Origin of the sequence: Pseudaquabacterium rugosum, assembly GCF_038066575.1 — a bacterium.
GTDB lineage: Bacteria > Pseudomonadota > Gammaproteobacteria > Burkholderiales > Burkholderiaceae_C > Pseudaquabacterium > Pseudaquabacterium rugosum.
The window spans coordinates 90763-110016 of sequence record NZ_JBBUTF010000009.1; the positions used below are offsets into that span (position 1 = coordinate 90763).

Consider the following 19254-nt stretch of genomic DNA (forward strand, 5'->3'; position numbering starts at 1 on the left):
CCAGGGCGCCGGGCCGGGGCGCGATCCGCGCTCAGCGCACCGCCTGCTGGCGCTTGACCCAGTCGGCCTGCCAGCGCTGCTGCCAGGCGGCGACGGCCGCGCGGATCTGCGGCAGCGCGGCCTGGGCCGCCTTCTCGCCCTCCAGCACGGCCACGTGCTTGAGGTCGAAGTCGGCCGGGCCGACCTTGCCGACCTTGGGCCGGATCACCACGTCGGCGCGCGCCAGCTCCTGCTCGCCCAGGCGCTGGCCCATGATGGTGATGGTCTGGTTGATGTTGCCGACGATGCCGTCGGAGCGGCCGTCGGTGGCCTTCGACGAGATGTCGACCGCGATCACCACGTCGGCGCCCAGCTCGCGTGCCGCGTCCACCGGCACCGGGCTGACGAGGCCGCCGTCCACGTAGCGGCGGTTGGCGATGACCGCCGGCTGGAACACGCCCGGGATGCTGCACGAGGCGCGCACCGCCTGGCCCGTGTTGCCGGTGCGGAAGATCACCCGCGCGCCGTTGTCCAGATCGGTGGCCACGGCGGCGAAGGGCTTGGCCATCTTGTCCAGCGCCTTGCCCTTGACCAGCTGGTTGACGTAGTCCTGCAGCTTGTCGCCCTTGACCAGGCCGCCGGCGCCGAAGAGGGTCAGGTCGCGCACGCGGCTCTCGTCGAGGGCGAAGCTCTGCTCCTGCAGCTCGAAGCCGGTCAGCCCGGACGCGTAGAGCGCGCCCACCACGCTGCCGGCGCTGGTGCCGGAGACCACCTGCGGCGTCAGGCCGGTGGCCTCCAGCATCTTCAGCACGCCCACATGGGCGAAGCCCTTGGCCGCGCCACCGCCGAGCGCGATGCCGATCTTCGGCATCGGGGCGGCCGGCGGCGTGGGCGCGACCGGCGCCGTGCCACCGCCGCAGCCGACCAGGACGGCCGAGCCCAGCAGGGGCAGCCCCGCCGCCAGGGCCAGGGACAGCAGGCGCCGGCGCTCACGCGGGAGGGCGGCGGGCAGGACGGCGGACGGACGGGCGGAAGCAGCGGAGGCGGACATCGGACGGCAGCGGACAGGCTCGGGTGACAGGACGGTCGGCATTGTCCGCGCTGGCCCCGCCCCTCGGTGTGGCGACGGTGAGCGTTGTCTGAACATTTTATTAACGTTTTTATAATGCCAGCTTTCAACCCGAATCGACCGGTCCTGCCTCGCCGGTCGCGCAAGCCATGGTTTCTCGACACGGTCGCCCGCTGGCGGTCCTCACCTCGCTGTTCTTCATGTGGGGTCTGATCACCTCGCTGAACGACATCCTGATCCCGCACCTGAAGGCGCTGTTCTCGCTGAGCTATGTCGAGGCGATGCTGGTGCAGTTCTGCTTCTTCATGGCGTACTTCGTCGTCTCGCTGCCGGCGGGCTGGCTGCTGCAGCGCATCGGCTACCAGCGCGGTCTGGTCATCGGCCTGTGCAAGATCGGCGTCGGCTGCCTGATGTTCTATCCGGCGGCCGGCTCGCATGCCTACCCGCTGTTCCTGGGCGCGCTGTTCGTGCTGGCGGCCGGCGTCACGCTGCTGCAGGTCGCGGCCAACCCGTACGTGACGCTGCTGGGCGATCCGGACACCGCCTCCAGCCGCCTGAACCTGACCCAGGCCTTCAACTCGCTGGGCGCCACCGTGGGGCCGATGATCGGCTCGGTGCTGATCCTGGGGGCGGCCGACCATGCGGCCGGCACGGCGGCCGATGCATCGAGCGTGCAGGGCCCGTACCTGGCGCTGGCCGCGCTGCTGTTCGTGCTGGCCGTGGTGGTGGCGCTGTTCCGCCTGCCCGATCCGCGCCGCCTGGCCGAGAACCGCGCCGAGCTCAGCGGCAGCTGGCCCTCGGCCACCGCCGGTGAGGGCAGCCTGTGGGCGCATCGCCATCTGGTGCTGGGCGCCGTCGGCATCTTCGCCTACGTCGGCGCCGAGGTCTCGATCGGCAGCCTGCTGGTCAACCTGATGGCCGAGCCGCAGATCGCCGGCCTGACCGTCAGCGAGGCCGGCAAGTGGCTGTCGCTGTACTGGGGCGCGGCCATGGTCGGCCGCTTCATCGGCAGCGCGCTGATGCGCAAGGTGTCGGCGGCCAAGGTGCTGGCCGCCGCCGGCCTGGTCAACGCGACGCTGATCGCGGTGGCCATCGCCGTCAGCGGCCCGGTGGCGATGTGGAGCCTGCTGGCCGTCGGCCTGTTCAACTCCATCATGTTCCCGACCCTCTTCGCGCTGGCCATCGAGGGCCTGGGCGCGCTGACCAGCCGCGGCTCGGGCCTGCTGTGCATGGCCATCGTCGGCGGCGCCATCGTGCCGCTGGCCCAGGCGATGCTGGCCGACCACTGGGGCCTGCTGCCGTCCTTCATCGTGCCGCTGGTGTGCTACCTGTACATCGCGCACTACGGCGGCTGGGGGCACAAGCCGGTGGGGCCGGCGGTGGGCGAGATCCGCGCCGGCCTGGCCGGCGGAACGACCGCGGTGCAGGGCGCCTGAAGCCGCTCGCGTCGCCCCCCTAATTCGAAGGGGAACCTGCGGCAGTGATGCATTGCGAATCATTCGCATCACCATATACTGCATTCACATGCCGGACACACTGGCGCGCCATCGGGTGCGCCAGGGTCCGCAGCCCCGCAACGCTGTACCCCCCCCGGATGACACGCTCGCGGGTTCCGGGCAAGCCACCCCTCGCTTTCGACCGCGCCCTGCGGCCTTGAAACGGCAGCCAGCCTCCACACCGCGCCCGCATCGCGTCCTGACCGATGCCGGCCGCCCGCCGAGGTTCCTGCCGATGTCTGTCTTCTTGTCGCGGCCCCAGCGCCGCGCCCTGCTGGCGGCTGCGTTCGCCGCCGCCGCCACCGTCCTGCCCCTCACCGCCCAGGCCTACAAGCCCGGTGATGCCGTCGATCCGGCGCTGCTGCAGCGCCTGCGCATCGATCCGGCCAAGGTCACGGTGCTGGACTTCTTCGCCGAGTGGTGCACGTCCTGCCGCAAGGAGCTGCCGCTGATCAGCGCGGTGGCCGACAAGGCGGACAAGAGCCGGGTCGACGTCGTCGGCGTGGACACCGACGACAGCGCCGCCGTGGCCGACGCGTTCCAGAAGGAGATGCGGGCCAAGGGCGCACTGACCTTCCGCACCCTCAACGATGTCGACCAGAGCATCGTGCGGCAGTTCAAGCCCAAGGGCTATCCGGCGCTCTACATCCTGAAGGACGGCAAGGTCGCCCGCATGCACCTGGGCGCGATGCCCGATGTCGACGTGCGCCTGCAGCGCGATCTCAAGGACCTCGGGATTCAATGAATCCGGACGCTGACCCAATGTCTTACCTGATGATCCAGTCCCTCGGACGTCCCGCCGCCCGCATCGTGCGCACCGCGGCCCTGCTGTCCCCGCTGCTGCTGGGCGCCTGCGCCGTCCAGCCGGTCCAGCCCTGGGAGAAGGCCACGCTGGCCCTGCCGACGATGACCGCCTCCGGCAGCATCCCGCTGCTGTCGAAGTTCGACCAGCATGTCTACGTCTCCAAGGAGACGGTCAGCGGCGGCACCGGCATCGGTGGCGGCGGCTGCGGCTGCAAGTGAGAGGGCCGCACACCATGCATCAACCCACCCTCAAGCTGCTGGCCGCCACCGGCCTGGCCGCCACCGCCCTGTGCCAGAGCGCGCTGGCCGAGAACAAGGTCGCCTTCGGCCTGATGGACTACCAGGAGCGCGGCGGCCGCGTGCACGCGGTCGACGGCTCGCTGGCCATCGAGCACGACATCGACACCGACCGCACGCTCAAGCTCGATCTGGGCTACGACGCGCTGTCGGGCGCCACCCCCTACTGGGTGCAGGTGCCGGGCTATGCCAACGAGTACCAGCGCGGCCTGGCCCGCGTGGCGCGCGAGAAGCGGCGCTCGATGTCGGCCAGCCTGCTGACGCGGGATGCCGACCGCCACGAGTACACCCTCGGCCTGTCGCACTCGGCCGAGCCCGACTACGCCAGCACCGAGCTCTCCGGCCAGGTGCTGCGCTGGGCCGACGACAGCCACAACCGCTCGTGGACGCTGGGCGTGGGCCTGATGCGCAACGTGGCCATCGCCACGGCCAACACCAACAACAGCCGCGACCGCAACGCCACCACCGTCAGCGTGCAGGCCGGCGTCACCCAGGTGATCGACGCCAGCACCACGGCCGAGCTGAGCGTCTACGGCGCACGCGACAGCGGCTACCTGTCGCACCACTACCTGAAGATCGTGCGCGAGGACCCGGACACCGGCGCCCACGTGCTGGCCGATGACACCCGGCCCGACCAGCGGCGCAGCGGCGGCCTGGCCCTGCGGGTGACGCGCAGCCTCAAGCCGGGGCTGGTCGGCAGCCTGTGGACGCGCGTCTATCAGGACAGCTGGTCGGTCAGCGGCCTGACCACCGAGGCCCGCGTGCACTGGGACATCACGCCGGCCTGGCGCCTGGCGCCGGTGCTGCGCGTGCACCGGCAGACGGCCGCCGAGTTCTGGCGGGCCTATGACGGCAGCCCCAACACCTTCGCGGCCACCGGGCCGGGCAGCAACGACGAGCGGCTGGGCGACATGACGGCGCTGACGCGCCAGATCAACGTCCAGTACACGGCGTCCAAGGAATGGAGCTTCAACGCCGGCGTGGGCCACTACCGCCAGAGCCGCGGCTTCTCCGCCCGCACGCTGACGGCCGGCCTGGCCTACAGCTACTGAGCGGACCGCGCCGCGCGCCCCGGACCCGCCGATGAGCCTGCACCACCACCACTTCCAGGCGATGACCACCGACTGCCGGCTGCAGTTCGGTGACACCGACGCCGCCACGGCCGCGCAGCTGGCGCGCCGCATCGAGGCCCGCACCGCGGCCCTGGTGCGACGCTACAACCTGCACGACCCGGCGTCCTGGCTCAACCGCTGCGTCAACCGGCGCAGCGGCCGTCAGGTCGAGCTCGACGACGAGTCGGCGCAGCTGCTGCGCGCCGCACGCGCCGCGGCCGAGCGCAGCCTGGGGGCCTTCGACATCACCCTGGCCACCGCCCGCGAGGGACTGGCCCGGGCCGACAGCCTGGACGAGGCCCGCGCGCACCTGGCCGCGAGCGCACCGGCCATGGGCCTGGCGGCCTGGCGGCTGAGTGGCCGCCAGCTGCACCTGCCCGATGCCCGCACCCGGCTGGACCTGGGCGGCGTGGTCAAGGAGCACGCGGTGGACGAGGCCCTGCGCCTGTGCCGGCAGGCCGGCCTGCGCTCGGCGCTGGTGAACTTCGGCGGCGACGTGGCGGTGCTGGGCCGCCGGCCCGACGGCAGCCGCTGGATCGCGGCCGTGTCCGACCCCCTGCAGCCCGCACAGCCGAAGTTCGCGCTCGATCTGGAAGACCAGAGCCTGACCACGTCCGCCCACTATGCCCGTCAGCGCCGGCTGGCGGACGGCCACCGCCTGTCGCACATCGCCCAGGCCGCGCAGGGCCGCAGCCGCTGGATCAGCGCCAGCGTGATCGCCCGCGACACGCTGACCTGCGGCTTCTACAGCACCGCCCTGCTGGTGCGCGACGACTTCACGCTGCCTGCCGGCGTGCACGCCGTGGTCGTCGATGCCGACGGCCGCGTGCACCGCCTGACCCCCGACGCCGCGGCCCCCGCGGCGACCCTGCCCGCCCCCTCATCGACCTCGGCTGCGCCCGCGCAGCCCATCGACGCACCACGGAGCGCCGCCCCATGCGCCTGACCCTCAAGCCCCTGCCCCTGTTGATCGCCCTCAGCCTGACCGCCGGTTGCGGCGGCGGCGGCGACACGCCCGTCGGCACCACCGTCTCGACCCAGAGCGCCAGCAGCGGCTCGCTGCTGGCCTGCATCGACGCCAACACCAACGGCCACTGCGACGACGGCGACGCCAGCCGCCTGCTGGACAGCCTGCCGGCCACCGGCGCCACCGGCCTGAGCCCGACGAGCAGCCAGCGCGTGCTGCTGGAGCGCCGCGACAGCGCCAACCGCCGCACCGGCCTGTGGCTGGCCGAGACCGGCAGCGCCCAGGTCAGCGCCCTGTCCAGCCTGCGCGCGGCGCTGGCCGCCCAGGGCCGCTCCGCCACCACCATCGACACCCTGGTCACCGCCCTGGGCACGCGCCACGGCAGCGCGCTGGAGAGCACCCTGGCCGCCAGCCTGGCCACCGCCCAGCAGCAACAGGGCCTGGCATGGCAGGCGCTGCTGGCCTGGTCCGGCGCCGTGGCCACGGCCGGCGACGGCGCCGCCACCCTCACCGCGGCCAGCAGCACGCTGGCCGCACCGGCCACCGCCACGCAGTGGGATGCCAGTGCAGACGGCAGCGCGCGCCGCCAGCTCACCGCCTACGGCAGCCAGGTGCTCAACAACAGCGAGAGCAACCGCCTCTACCTGTTCGATGCCAGCGCCGAGACCGTCAGCAGCCGCGAGATCGATCTGGTGCCCGCCCAGCGCGTGGCCCTGGCCGACCAGCCGCCGCTGCTGCGTCGCGCCTGGGCGATGGTCGAAGGCGCGGTCTCGCTGTTCGTCGACACCGCCTCGGCGGCCACCGGCTTCACCACCACCCCGCGCCAGGAAGAGGTGGTGACGCTGGCGCCCGGCCTGGGCATCACCGGCATCACGCTGGTCAATGCCGCACAGGACGCCTTCGTGCTGCTGAACATGGCCGATGGCGGCCACACCGGCAGCAGCTGCGAGACCACCAGCCAGGGCCGCGAGGGCCTGTTCCGGGTCGGCCTGGGCGACACCGCGTCCTACCGCTGGCTGGCCCAGGCGCCGGCCTGCGTGCACAGCGGCTTCTCGCTGCTGGCGGCCGACGCCGCCGGCAGCCGCGTCGCGGCCTGGGACGCCACCGGCGCCACGCTGTGGGTGATGGACGGCAGCACGCTGGCCCTGCAGCGCCGGATCGATCCCGGCCTGTCGGGCAGCACCGCGGTGCAGGCCATGGGCATCAGCGCCGGTGGCCGCTTCGTCGCCCTGGCCGCCTACGGCCGGCTCACCCTGGTGGACCTGAGCGACGGCCGGCTGGTCGCCCAGCTGACCGGCGACTGGGGCAACGTCACCCAGGTGGCCTTCGCCCAGGGCGGCCGCCGGGTGCTGCTGGCCAGCGCGCAGAACGTGCACACCCTGGTGCTGGACGACCAGATGCAGCGCCTGTCGGCCAGCAGCGTCACCGTGGGAAGCAGCAGCGACGAGCCGGTGCGGGCCCTGGCCGTGGCCGCCGACGGCGACAGCTACTTCGCCGTCACCGACCAGCGCATCGCCTGGCGCGCCGCCGCCACCGACAGCGCACTGGCCAGCCGCAGCCTGGACGCCGGCATGAGCGTCCAGCAGGCGACGCTGGCCGGCACCCGCCTGGTGCTGCTGGCGCGCGGCGCGCAGGACCAGCAGCTGCGCCTGATGCGCCTGAGCACGCCCTTGAACGCGACCGTGGGGACCACAGTCAGCACGACCCAGGCCACGACCACCGCGACCACCGCGACCCCGGCCACCGTCGCCCGCACCGGCGCCTGAGCGCCGCCCGCCGTCCGTCGCCCACCTGCACACGCACCCGATCCGACCATGCACCACCCCCTTCCCTTCCCCCGCCGGGCCGTGGCCTCGGCGTCCCAGCCCGCGCGGACCCCGACGCGCACCCGCGGCCTGACCGTCGGCATGACGCTCAGCCTGAGTGCCCTGCTGCTGAGCGCCTGCGGTGGCGGCGGCAGCGAGCCGGCCGCCGTCTCGACCGGCAGCGGCAGCAGCCTGGTCAACGGCACCGCCGCCGGCACCAGCACCGCCACCACCACCGCCGGCACGCTGCAGGTCAGCGGCCGCGTGCTCAACGTCGGCTATCTGGGCGCCACCCAGGTCTGCCTGGACACCGATGACGACGGCGCCTGCGGCAGCAGCGAGCCCTCGACCACCAGCGCCGCCGACGGCCGCTACAGCCTGAGCGTGCCCACCGGCCAGCGCGGCGCCAGCCTGCTGGCCGTGGTGCGCCCGGCCAGCACCGACAGCGCCGCCAGCACCGACGCGCCGCTGACGGTGCAGCAGGGCTGGACGCTGTCCTCGCTGCTGGAGTACGAGGACAACCCGAGCGCCGTCAGCATCAACATCTCGCCGCTGACCACCGTCTACTACGCCCGCATCCGCGCGGCCGGCCGCAACCGGCTGTCCAACCAGATCGCGGTGTTCACCCGCATCGTCCACGAGACCAACGTCGACACCGAGACCGGCGCGCTGAAGGTGCCGGTCGACTTCGACTACGTGGCCGCCCCGCGTGACGGCCTGCCCGCCCGACTGAGGGCCATGCACGGCGTGCTGGACACCCGGGCGGCCACCGCCGGCGCGCCGTTGAGCATGCTGATGACCACGGCGCTGCACGCCTCCTGGTACAACACCTACACCGCACCGACCACCGCCGCCGCCGGCATCGCGGCCGATGCGACCCGGATCGCCAGCTTCGCCAGCACCAGCACCAGCTCGGCGGAGTACTACATCGCCCAGGACTACCACTACTTCCGGCCGCACAGCCCGGCCGCGCTGCGCCTGCGCGAGGGCCTGACCGAGACCGCCGGCTTCGTGCGCCAGACCGGCAGCCACGTGCTGAGCTACCTGGACCGCCGCGGCACCGAGCTGGACAACGGCAGCATCGTCTACAGGCTCGCGCGCTGGGCCGCCGGCGTGTGGACCACGCTGGTGGTCGAGGAGACGCCGTCGATCACGCTCAACGCCAGTGGCACGGCCGTGCTGCAAGGCAGCACCGACCATCTGAAGGCGCGCACCATCACCGCCATCGACGGCAACCGCGTGACCTTCACCAGCCCCCACGGCTCGGCCCGCTTCGGCTTCGACATCGCCGACAGCCCGGGCACCAACTTCTTCATCAACGAGTGGGTGGACGAGCAGGGCAGCTACAGCGTCTTCTACAACGGCACCGCGCCGGCCACCGCCACCGTCAGCGCCGCCCCCTCGGCCTGCAACCGCATCTACCAGCGGACGGCGTCCGGCGTGGTCAACACCGCCTCGGCCAACAACACCAGCTCGACCACCGGCCTGGGCACCGGCACCACGGCCAGCACCTGGTATGCCACCTGCTTCGACTACTACCTGGCCGAGTACTACGACCTGGTCAAGGGCGATCTGGGCCTGACCTACCAGAACACGGCCCTGCCCGGCGCCAACTTCTATGACGCGACCCTGCGCGGCTCGCTGCTGTCCGCCCCGGCCCGCAGCACCTGCGTCAACCCGAGCCCGAACGCGGTCGATGCCATCCCGTCCGACCGTCGACTGGCCAGCGTCACCACGCTGGGCGCCAGCCACTGCAACTGGGCGCTGGACACCGCCGGCGGCCACACCGTGGCCGATCTGTTCCGCACCGACGGCGTGGCCATCAACAGCTGGAGCAAGTACTACGGCACCACCAGCTTCACCACCAGCGGCGTGACCACCGCCCGCACGGCCGGCACGGCCGAGCAGGCCGGCCTGCCGCAGCAGCTGACGCTCAAACTGGTGCGTGAAGGCAACGCCACCTCCGGCAGCGGCACGCTGACCAGCCCCTACGGCGCCTGGACGGCCACCAGCTACACCGAGACCACCGAGACCATCCGCTGGAAGATCAGCGACGAGAACCCGAACCTGGTGCTGGTGTGGTGGCCCTTCCGTGACAGCGGTGATCCGCGCGTCAAGAGCGGCCTGGCCTCCGATGGCAGTACCTCGCCGACGGCGCCGGTCCTGCCGGCCGGCCAGTTCGGTGGTGCCACGCTCGACGGCAACACCTTCTCGGCCGCACCCGCCACCCACACCGCGCCCAACTACCGCAAGCTGGCGCTGATGGTGGTCGATGGCCACATCGTGAGCGGCCAGTACTACGGCTCCGGGTACACCTACACCGAGCGTTACTTCACCGTGCCGGCGATGGAGCAGGGCATGGCCGCGCTCGAATACATCTTCGGCAAGCTGCGCAGCGCCGGCTTCACCGACTGAGGCACGCCTGGACATGATCCCGACCCGGACCTTCCTTCCGTCCCTGCTGCAGGCCACGCTGGCGGCGCTGCTGATCGGCGCGGCCGCGCTGCCGGCCCAGGCCGCAGGCGGCACGGCCGGTGCCCGCACCGCGGCACCCGCCTCCGCCGACGATCTGCTGGAGGCCGACCAGGCCTTCCGCCCCAGCACCCGCCGCATCGGCGAGCGTGAGCTGGAGCTGCAGTGGGACGTGGCCCCTGGCTACTACCTCTACCAGGCCAAGCTCAAGTTCCACGCGCCCGAGGGCGTGACGCTGCAGGCGCCCCGCTTCGAGCCCGCGCTGCAGAAGGACGATCCCAACTTCGGCCGCGTCGCCGTCTACCGCGAGCGCATGCGGGTCCGCGTGCGCTGGGAGGGCATGGCCCGCACGGCCGATGCCGTCCTGCGCGTGACGGCCCAGGGCTGCGCCGACCTGGGGCTGTGCTATCCGCCGATGACCTACGCCACCCCGCTGGACCTGCCCATCCAGGCGGCCACGGCGGACTTCCGGGATGCCGGTCCGGCCGGCCATGGCGGTGCCACGCCGGTGGCGGCCCCGCGCGACACCGGCGCCCCGGCCAGCCCCGGCACGGCCGCCGCCACCGGCCGCACCAGCACGGCCACCGCGGCGACCGCGACCACGGCGACCACGGCCGCGACCACCACCGCACCGGCCCCGACCGACGAGTCCGGCCGTGTCGCGCGCCTGCTCAGTGGCGGCAGCGTGCCGCTGGTGCTGGCCAGCTTCCTGGGCTTCGGCCTGCTGCTGGCCTTCACGCCCTGCGTGTTCCCGATGATCCCCATCCTGTCGGGCATCATCGTCGGCGGCGGGCCGGGCATCACCCGCCGACGGGGCTTCACGCTGTCGCTGGCCTATGTGCTCGGCATGGCGATCACCTATACCGCAGCCGGCGTGGCCGCCGGCCTGTCCGGCAGCCTGCTGTCGGCGGCCCTGCAGAACCCGTGGGTGCTGGGCAGCTTCGCGCTGGTGTTCGTCGCGCTGTCGCTGTCGATGTTCGGCTTCTATGACCTGCAGCTGCCGGCGGCGCTGCAGAGCCGCCTGGGCGATGCGGCCAACCGCCAAGGTGGTTCGTTGGGCAGCGTGGCCTTGATGGGTGCGCTGTCGGCCTTGATCGTCGGCCCCTGCGTGGCCGCACCGCTGGCCGGCGCACTGCTCTACATCGCCCAGACCGGGGATGCGGTGCTGGGGGGCGCCGCGCTGTTCATGATGGCCATGGGCATGGGCGCACCGCTGCTGCTGCTGGGCCTGGCCGCCGGCAGCCTGCTGCCGCGTGCCGGCGCCTGGATGGACGGCGTCAAGCAGGTCTTCGGCGTGATGCTGCTGGGCGTGGCGATGTGGTTGCTGCAGTCGGTGCTGCCGGACTGGGCGCTGATGGCCGGCTGGGGTGCCCTGCTGCTGGGCAGCGGCGTGGCGCTGCACGCGCTCGATCCGCTGCCGGCCGGCAGCGGCGGCCTGCGCCGCTGCGGCAAGGCGCTGGGCGTGGCGCTGACGCTGGCCGGAGCCGCCCAGTTCATCGGTCTGCTGGCCGGCGGCCAGGATCCGCTGCAGCCGCTGGCCACGCTGCGCGGCGGCGCGGGTGCCGGCAGCGGCAACGGCGGCGCCTCCGCGGCCACCGCCAGCACCGGCCCGCGCTTCGAGCGCGTGCGCACGCTGGCCGAGCTGCAGCAGCGCGTGGCCGCGGCCGACCGCCCCGTGCTGCTGGACTACTACGCCGACTGGTGCGTGTCCTGCAAGGAGATGGAGCACCTGACCTTCAGCGATCCCGGCGTGCGCCAGCGCATGGACGCGCTGCTGCTGCTGCAGGTCGATGTCACGGCCAACAACGACGATGACAAGGCGCTGCTCAAGCGCCACGGCCTGTTCGGCCCGCCCGGCATCCTGCTGCTGCAGCCCGGCAGCGGCCAGGAGCTGGGCCGCGTGGTCGGCTTCCAGAAAGCCGCGCCTTTTGCCGCGGCGCTGGATGCCGCCTTGGGCACCACCGTGGCCAGCCTGACATCCGAGGGCATGCCCAGAAGCCCGTCGCTGGACGCCGGGTCAGGCCAGACCCGGCAATGACCCGGGCTCGCCCGCCTGGACCGGGCGGGCACTACAGAACGGTCCGGAAGCCAGTCAAGTTCCTGACCGTACGGATCAGACCCTGCTTCAGCAGGACCTCCAGGTAGCGGTCCGCATCGACAGAGGGATTCTTCAGCAGGTTTCTCACCCACTCGTCATGGATGAGGTCGGTCCAGCGTGCGCGGAACCGCCCCGACAAGGCCAACCACATCAGGAAGTCCCGCAACGGGGCGGGATACAGCACGCAGGCGTCGAAGACGGCCGTGAACGGCGAGCTCTTCACTCGTAGCCCATCTGCAGCGCCTGAGCCTGCGCTGCCAGCTCCTCCATCGCTGCAGCACTGCGTTGCTCCTGGGCCGCTTTGTAGGCCATCAAGTCGGAGAACCGGACCCGACGGTGCTTGCCGGCCTTGTGGAACGGCAGCGCACCCGACTCGAGCAGCTTGACCAGATGCGGCCGCGACACGTTGAGCATGTCAGCGGCCTCCTGGCTGGTCAGCTCCGCATGGATCGGCACGACCTTGACGGCGTTGCCTTCAGCCAGCTCCGACAGGATGTCGACCAACAGGCGCAGCGCGGATGTCGGCAGCTCGACGGCGTGAGCCTCGTTCTTGTCGTCGAAGATCTGGATCCGTTGGGTCTCGAGCTGCGTGGACAGGAAAGCCGCCAGCGCGCGCTGGCCTTGCGTGGCCGCTGCGACTTCCCTCGCAACCGGGAGGGAGGCTTCGAACGTGGTGGACTGGATCACGGTGGATGGCTCCGCTCGACGGGTACTGAGAGCCGCACGTTATTCGAAACAAACGAAAAACGCAACAAGCAAAACGACATCGGATCGGTTCATGGGGACGGCAGGCATCGAAGTCGGATGCGCCCTCCCCTCACGCCCCCGCCCGCGCCTTCAACCACAGCGCCACCGTCGCGAACAGCTGATCGGGGTCGACCGGCTTGGCGATGAAGTCGTCCATGCCGGCCTCCAGGCAGCGCGCACGGTCCTGGGCGAAGGCGTTGGCCGTCAGCGCCACCACCGGCAGGCCGCGGGCCTGCGGCAGCTGGCGCAGGGCGCGCGTGGCGTCCGGGCCGTCCAGGCGCGGCATCTGCATGTCCATCAGCACCAGGTCGTAGCGGCGTTCGCGCACGCGTTCGACGGCGATGGCGCCGTCCTCGGCCAGCTCCACCGTCAGCCCGACCTCGCGCAGCAGTTCGGCCGTCAGCTCGCGGTTGACGGGTTCGTCCTCGGCCAGCAGCACGCGGGCGCCGGCATGGTCATGGCGCAGGCTGCGCTCGGCGGTGCCGGGCTGTGGGCGCACGGCGCGGGCCTCGGCCGGTGGGTGCTGCAGCAGCGCGGTGAACCAGAAGGTGCTGCCTTCGCCGGGCCGGCTGTCGACGCCGGCCTGGCCGCCCATCAGCTCGGCCAGCCGGCGGGTCAGCGCCAGGCCCAGGCCGCTGCCGCCATAGCGCCGGGTGGTCGAGGCATCGCCCTGGGCGAAGGGCGCGAACAGCCGCGCCTGCACCTCGGGCGGGATGCCGGGGCCGTCGTCGTGCACCTCGAAGCGCAGGCGCACGCCGGCCGCGTCCTCGTGCACCACGCGCACCCGCAGACGGATGCCGCCGCGCTCGGTGAACTTCACCGCGTTGGCCACGTAGTTGACGAGGGCCTGGCGCAGCTGGGTGGCGTCGCCCCACAGCAGCGGCGGCACGCCCCTCACGTCGGCTTCCAGGGCGAGGCCGCGGGCGCGGGCGCCATCGCCCAGCATGGCCACCACCTCGCCGACCAGGACGTCGGTCTCGACGGCATGGGCATCGAGCACCAGGCTGCCGGCCTCGATCTTGGTCAGGTCCAGGATCGCGTTGAGCGTCGACAGCAGATGCGCGCCCGCGGCGTCGATGCGGTCCAGCCGCAGCGCCTGCTGGCGGGTGACACCGCTGCGCCGCATCAGGTGGGCCATGCCGATGATGGCGTTCAGCGGCGTGCGGATCTCGTGGCTCATGTTGGCCAGGAAGCGGCCCTTGGTCTCGGCCGCCTGCTCGGCGGCCACCTTGGCTTCGGCCAGCTGGGCGGTGCGCTCGTCGACCAGCTGCTCCAGGCGCTGCCGATAACGGGCCAGTTCCTGCTGCTGGGCACGGGATTCGGTGGCATCGTGGGCGAAGCCGATGCAGCCGATGAAGCGGCCCTGGTGGTCCCGCCGGGGCGCGACATGGGTGTGCAGCCAGCGGTAGACGCCATCGGCACGCTGCAGCCGGAACGCGAGCTGGAACGGCCGCTGCGTGTCCAGCCCGTGGCCGAGCACGGCCAGCGCCTGCACGCGATCCTCAGGGTGCAGCAGGCCGGACCAGTCGCCCAGCCCGGTCTCCACCGCGCGCCCGGTGTAGCGCTGCCAGGGCTGGTTGACGTAGAGCAGGCGGCCGTGCGCGTCGCTGGTCCAGATCAGCGCGGGCCCGGCATCGGCCAGATCGCGGAAGTGCAGCTCGCTCTCGCGCAGCGCGGCCTCGGCGCGCTTGCGGTCGGTGATGTCGGTCCACATCGCCGCGACCAGCGGACGGCCGTCGATGTGCACCGGCCGCACGCGCACCAGCACGTCGTGCAGCCGGCCGCCCGGGCGCCGGTGGCGTGATTCGAAGCTGCGGGTCAGGCCGTGGCGCACCATGTCGGCCATGCGCTGCAGGATCACGTCCGGCGTGTGCTCGGCATCGATGTCGGCCACGCACATGTGGCTGAAGGTGGCCGCGTCCACGCCGCACAGGCGCGGGGCGGCCTCGTTGAACTCGATGAAGCGGCCGTCCTGCGGATCGACCAGCACGATGGCGTCGGTGGCCTGCTGGGCCATCGCGGTGAAGACGGTCTCGCTGCGGTCGAGCGCGCGCTCGGTGTGGTGCAGCCGGGTGAGGAGTTGCTGCAGCCGGGCCCGTTCGGCCAGCAGCGCCTGCAGCGGGCGGCAGACGGCCCCGATGTAGACCGCCCGGCCGACCATGGCCACGCTGACGACCTTGTAGAGGTGGCCCATCAGGTGGGCATGGGCGCTGATGTCGGTGGCCAGCGACAGGTGCAGCTCGGACAGCGCCTGCACGAAGGCGGCGCCGGCCAGCCAGCGGGCGGTGCCGTCCTGGCCACGCAGCAGGCGCAGGGCGGCGACCAGGCTGACGACCACCAGCACGGCGCCGCAGACGCTGCGCAGCAGCGCCAGCCCCGGCAGGGCTTCGGGCACCGGGGGCACCGATGCCGGCGCCGGCCAGCCCCACAGGCCGGCCGTCAGCAGCAGGCCCAAGGTGATCCCCAGGCTGCGGCGGCCGTCCAGGCGCCCCGGCGGCGACCAGGCCACCGCCACCAGGCCCACGGCCGCCGCGATGCGGCCGACCAGCCAGTAGCCGAGCACCTGCTCGTCCCCCTGCACGCCGACGGCCACCAGCGGCCCGGCGTAGGTCAGCAGGTGCAGCAGATCCATGACCGCCGCGACGAGAAAGGCATCGCCCAGCAGCACCGCCGAGCGGTTGTCCGGCAGCTGCCGACCGCCCCAGGCCAGCACGGCCACCAATGCGGTGATGATCACCGCCATCAGCTCCAGCACCGTGTGCACCGGCAGCTGGTGCAGGTGCAGCGGCACCCACATCCAGGCCGGAGCCCACCACAGGCCGGGCAGCAGCGCGGCGGCCAGGGCCGCGATCCACAGCGGCGAACTGCGGTGCAGCGGACCCAGGGCGGCCGCGGGCGCGGCGCCGGCCAGGACATCGGTCTGCCAGGGATTCATCGGACGACAGCAAACGACAGCAAACGACAGCGAACCACGACGGTCACCCCGGGCGGATGCACGGCGCGTGCGGAGGCTAGCACCGGCGCCTGGCACCGGGCTTCGGGGTCCTCACCAGGGACGCCCCTGCGTCCGCCGCCCCGGGACGTACCATCGCCGCTGTCTGTCGCCGTTCCCCGCCATCCGCCTCACCGTCCCATGTCCGTCACCTTCAGCGCCATCCAGCCCGGTCTGCGGCTGGCCGATCAGGTCGCCAGCGCGCTCGAGGCCGAGATCCGCGCCGGCCGGCTGGGCGAGGGCGAGCGGCTGCCGACCGAGGCCGTGCTGGTGCAGCAGTTCGGCGTCAGCCGCACCGTCGTGCGCGAGGCGGTCTCGCGGCTGAAGTCACAGGGGCTGGTCGATTCGCGCCAGGGCAGCGGCATGTACGTGCGCCGCCCGGGGCTGGAGCCGCTGACCTTCGATCCGGTCACCGTGGCCTCGAAGGAGGCCGTGCTGCAGATCGTCGAGGTGCGCCGCGCGCTGGAGGCCGAGGTGGCCGAGCTGGCCGCCCAACGCCGAAGTGACGCGGACATGGCCACCATCCGCGACGCGCTGCACGCGATCGATGCCGCGGTGCAGGCCGGCCGCGACGGCGTGGACGAGGACGTGCGCTTCCACCGCGCCATCGCCCAGGCCGCCGGCAACCCCTTCCTGATCCGCACGCTGGATTACCTGTCGCAGTTCCTGCAGGGCGCCACCCGGGTGACGCGGGCCAACGAGGCCCGCCACGCGCCCTTCGCCGCCGATGTGCTGCGCGAGCACGAGCGCCTGGTCGGCGCCATCGAGGCCGGTGATCCGGCCGCCGCCCGCGCCGCCGCGGCCGAGCACATGCGCGGCGCCGCCCGCCGCATCGAGCAGGCCGACCCCATGTTCTGGCAGCACGACGGCGGCCGGCTGGCGCGCCCGCTGATCAGCGCCGGCCCGGTCTGACGCCCGACCCCTGATCCTGCGCAAGACCGCGCGGGATCGCGCCGACCGCCGCGCCATCTAAGGAGTAACCCTGATGAAACTCCACGGCAAATTTGTATGATGACCATATAGCCAGTCATTCAAAGCGGTGCGCGAAGGCTTCCGTGCGCCGCCCCGCCGTTCCCGGAGTCCGTTTCCATCATGTCCACCCCCGCCCTGCTGGGCATCGCGCTCGCCGGCATCGGCCTGCTGCTGTTGCTGATCATCCGTTTCCAGGTCCACGCCTTCATCGCCATGATGCTGGTCAGCATCCTGGTCGCGCTCGCCACCGGCATGCCGGTCGCCGACATCGTGCCCACGCTGATCCAGGGCATGGGCGGCACGCTGGGCTCGGTGGCCATCCTGGTGGCGCTCGGCGCCATGCTGGGCCGCACCATCGAGGTCTCGGGCGGCGCCGGCAGCCTGGCGCGGCGCTTCACCCAGCTGCTGGGCCCGAAGCGCGTGCCCGCGGCGCTGACGGCCGCCGCACTGGTGCTGTCGATCCCGGTGTTCTTCGACGTCGGCTTCATCATCCTGGTGCCCATCGTCTACGGCTTCTGCAAGGCCGCGGGCGTCGATCCGGTGAAGTTCGGCCTGCCGGTGGCCGGCATCATGCTGGCCACCCACGTGGTGGTGCCGCCGCATCCGGGCATCGTCGGTGGCGCGGCCGTGCTGCAGGCCGACATCGGCTGGATCACCGTCATCGGCCTGGGCTGCTGCGTGGCGCTGGCGCCGCTGGCCCAGCTGTTGGGCGGCTGGCTGAACCGCCGCCGCTACGCGATGCTGCCGGCCACCGCCGAGAGCTACGCCGCCTTCGACGCCGGTGCCGACGCCGCCGGCCGTGGCCGCGCCCCGGGCATGGGCGCCGTGCTGACGCTGATCGTCGTGCCGCTGCTGCTGATCATGGCCGGCACCACCGGCGCCACGCTGCTGCCCAAGGGCGATGCGCTGCGCAACGCGCTGTCGTTCATCGGCGCGCCGGTGTTCGCGCTGATGGTGGCCATCGGCCTGGCCTTCGTGCTGATCGCGCGCCAGCAGGGCTGGAGCCGCCAGCAGACCAATGACGTGATGGAGTCGGCCCTGCCGCCGGCCTCGACCGTGATCCTGGTGACCGGTGCCGGCGGCGTGTTCGCCAAGGTGCTGACGGTCTCGGGCATCGGTGCCGCGCTGTCGGGCGCCATCACCGCCGCCGGGCTGCCGCTGCTGCTGGCCGGCTTCGTGATCTCGCTGGCGCTGCGCGCCGCGCAGGGCTCGGCCACCGTGGCCATCCTCACCACCGCCGGCCTGCTGGTCGGTGCGGTGCAGGGCGGCGCCTACACGCCGGTGCAGGTCGCGCTGCTGGCCGTGGCCATCGGCTTCGGCGGCCTGGGCCTGTCGCACGTCAACGATTCGGGCTTCTGGATCGTCACCCGCTACCTCGGCCTGAGCGTGGCCGACGGCCTGCGCAGCTGGACCGTGCTGACCACGCTGCTGGGCCTGGCCGGCTTCGGCCTGACCGCGCTGCTGTGGGCCGTCATCGGCTGAGCGGCCCCGCATCCGAGCGCTTCCCCTGCCACCGACCCTCGTCCACCGGACCTTCCACCTGATGAGCAACCTCACTGTCGGCCTGATCGGCCTGGGCGCCATGGGCGCCGGCATCGCCCGCACCCTGCGTTCGCGCGGCTACCACGTCCACGTCTGCGACGTGCGCCCCGAGGCCGCGCAGGCCTTCGCCGCCGAGGGCGGCACCGCCTGGGCCACGCCGGCCGAGGTGGCCCAGGCCGCGCCGGTCGTCGTCTCGGTCGTCGTCAACGCGCAGCAGACCGAGGCGGTGCTGTTCGGCGAGCACGGCGCCGCCGCCGGGATGACCGCCGGCAGCACCTTCATCATGTGCTCGACCGTCGACCCGAACTGGTCGATCGCGCTGGAGGCCAAACTGAACGCCCAGGGCGTCCACTACATCGACGCCCCGATCTCCGGCGGCGCGGCCAAGGCCGCCAACGGCCAGATGACGGTGATGAGCTCGGCCACGCCGGCCGCCTATGCCGCCGCCGGCGCGGTGCTCGACGCGATGGCCGGCAAGGTCTACCGCCTGGGCGACAAGGCCGGCGCCGGCAGCAAGGTCAAGATCATCAACCAGCTGCTGGCCGGCGTGCACATCGCCGTGGCCGCCGAAGCGATGGCCCTCGGCCTGCGCGAGGGCGTGGACGCCGACGCGCTGTACGAGGTGATCACCCACAGCGCCGGCAACAGCTGGATGTTCGAGAACCGCATGGCCCACGTGCTGGCGGCCGACTACACGCCGCTGTCGGCGGTCGACATCTTCGTCAAGGATCTGGGCCTGGTGCTGGACACCGCGCGGGCGACGAAATTCCCGCTGCCGCTGGCCGCCACCGCGCACCAGATGTTCATGCAGGCCTCGACCGCCGGCCACGGCCGCGAGGACGACAGCGCCGTGATCAAGATCTTCCCCGGCATCACCCTGCCGCAGCCCAAGGCCTGAAACG

14 protein-coding genes and 1 pseudogene are annotated in these 19254 nt (G+C 72.4%); 11 read left to right on the forward strand and 4 right to left on the reverse strand.

The genetic code is table 11. The features are described 5' to 3' along the window. Positions 1 to 31 precede the first annotated feature (31 nt). Positions 32 to 1030, reverse strand: a complete 999-nt coding sequence (locus AACH11_RS11715) for a patatin-like phospholipase family protein (protein ID WP_341374414.1) — start codon at positions 1028 to 1030, stop codon at positions 32 to 34. A gap of 167 nt (positions 1031 to 1197) precedes the next feature. On the opposite strand from AACH11_RS11715, the gene AACH11_RS11720 reads away from it, so the two are divergent. The 8 genes from AACH11_RS11720 (at position 1198) to dsbD (ending at position 12039) form a co-directional block, all read left to right on the forward strand. Beyond that, a complete protein-coding gene (locus AACH11_RS11720) occupies positions 1198 to 2484 on the forward strand; it encodes a sugar MFS transporter (RefSeq protein WP_341374415.1) in 1287 nt (428 codons plus the stop codon). 295 nt (positions 2485 to 2779) lie between these two features. After that, complete coding sequence (locus tag AACH11_RS11725) at positions 2780 to 3289, forward strand: TlpA family protein disulfide reductase (protein WP_341374416.1); 510 nt, start codon at positions 2780 to 2782, stop codon at positions 3287 to 3289. A 17-nt stretch (positions 3290 to 3306) separates the two neighbouring features. Continuing rightward, positions 3307 to 3567 carry a DUF4266 domain-containing protein gene (locus tag AACH11_RS11730; protein WP_341374417.1) on the forward strand — a complete coding sequence of 87 codons (261 nt, stop codon included), beginning with the start codon at positions 3307 to 3309 and terminating at the stop codon, positions 3565 to 3567. A 14-nt stretch (positions 3568 to 3581) separates the two neighbouring features. Then, complete coding sequence (locus AACH11_RS11735) at positions 3582 to 4697, forward strand: DUF3570 domain-containing protein (RefSeq protein ID WP_341374418.1); 1116 nt, start codon at positions 3582 to 3584, stop codon at positions 4695 to 4697. A 31-nt stretch (positions 4698 to 4728) separates the two neighbouring features. Next, complete coding sequence (locus AACH11_RS11740; protein ID WP_341374419.1) at positions 4729 to 5703, forward strand: FAD:protein FMN transferase; 975 nt, start codon at positions 4729 to 4731, stop codon at positions 5701 to 5703. Next, positions 5694 to 7490 carry a WD40 repeat domain-containing protein gene (locus AACH11_RS11745; RefSeq protein ID WP_341374420.1) on the forward strand — a complete coding sequence of 599 codons (1797 nt, stop codon included), beginning with the start codon at positions 5694 to 5696 and terminating at the stop codon, positions 7488 to 7490. The genes AACH11_RS11740 and AACH11_RS11745 overlap by 10 nt, the downstream gene beginning before the upstream one ends. 48 nt (positions 7491 to 7538) lie before the next feature. Next, positions 7539 to 9944 carry a hypothetical protein gene (locus tag AACH11_RS11750; protein WP_341374421.1) on the forward strand — a complete coding sequence of 802 codons (2406 nt, stop codon included), beginning with the start codon at positions 7539 to 7541 and terminating at the stop codon, positions 9942 to 9944. A gap of 13 nt (positions 9945 to 9957) precedes the next feature. Continuing rightward, positions 9958 to 12039 carry a protein-disulfide reductase DsbD gene (gene dsbD, locus AACH11_RS11755; RefSeq protein WP_341374422.1) on the forward strand — a complete coding sequence of 694 codons (2082 nt, stop codon included), beginning with the start codon at positions 9958 to 9960 and terminating at the stop codon, positions 12037 to 12039. A gap of 127 nt (positions 12040 to 12166) precedes the next feature. Here dsbD and AACH11_RS24810 read toward each other — a convergent pair. The 3 genes and pseudogenes from AACH11_RS24810 to AACH11_RS11770 form a co-directional block, all read right to left on the reverse strand. Next, positions 12167 to 12322: pseudogene (locus AACH11_RS24810) on the reverse strand (PIN domain-containing protein); the annotation flags it as partial. Then, a complete protein-coding gene (locus tag AACH11_RS11765) occupies positions 12319 to 12786 on the reverse strand; it encodes a helix-turn-helix domain-containing protein (protein WP_341374424.1) in 468 nt (155 codons plus the stop codon). The gene AACH11_RS11765 and the pseudogene AACH11_RS24810, both read right to left, overlap by 4 nt. A gap of 130 nt (positions 12787 to 12916) precedes the next feature. Continuing rightward, positions 12917 to 15781 (reverse strand): PAS domain S-box protein, encoded by a 2865-nt coding sequence (locus AACH11_RS11770; RefSeq protein ID WP_341374425.1) that lies wholly within the window; start codon positions 15779 to 15781, stop codon positions 12917 to 12919. 198 nt (positions 15782 to 15979) lie between these two features. Here AACH11_RS11770 and AACH11_RS11775 point away from each other — a divergent pair, with 198 nt between their 5' ends. From AACH11_RS11775 to ltnD, 3 genes are all read left to right on the forward strand, one after another. Further along, positions 15980 to 16750, forward strand: coding sequence for a FadR/GntR family transcriptional regulator (locus tag AACH11_RS11775; RefSeq protein WP_341374426.1), 771 nt, complete (start codon positions 15980 to 15982; stop codon positions 16748 to 16750). A gap of 180 nt (positions 16751 to 16930) precedes the next feature. Continuing rightward, positions 16931 to 18292, forward strand: coding sequence for a GntP family transporter (locus AACH11_RS11780; RefSeq protein WP_341374427.1), 1362 nt, complete (start codon positions 16931 to 16933; stop codon positions 18290 to 18292). Between the two features lie 61 nt (positions 18293 to 18353). Then, entirely contained in the window at positions 18354 to 19250 is an 897-nt protein-coding gene (ltnD, locus tag AACH11_RS11785; protein WP_341374428.1) for an L-threonate dehydrogenase, read from the forward strand. The last annotated feature ends 4 nt before the right edge of the window (positions 19251 to 19254 follow it).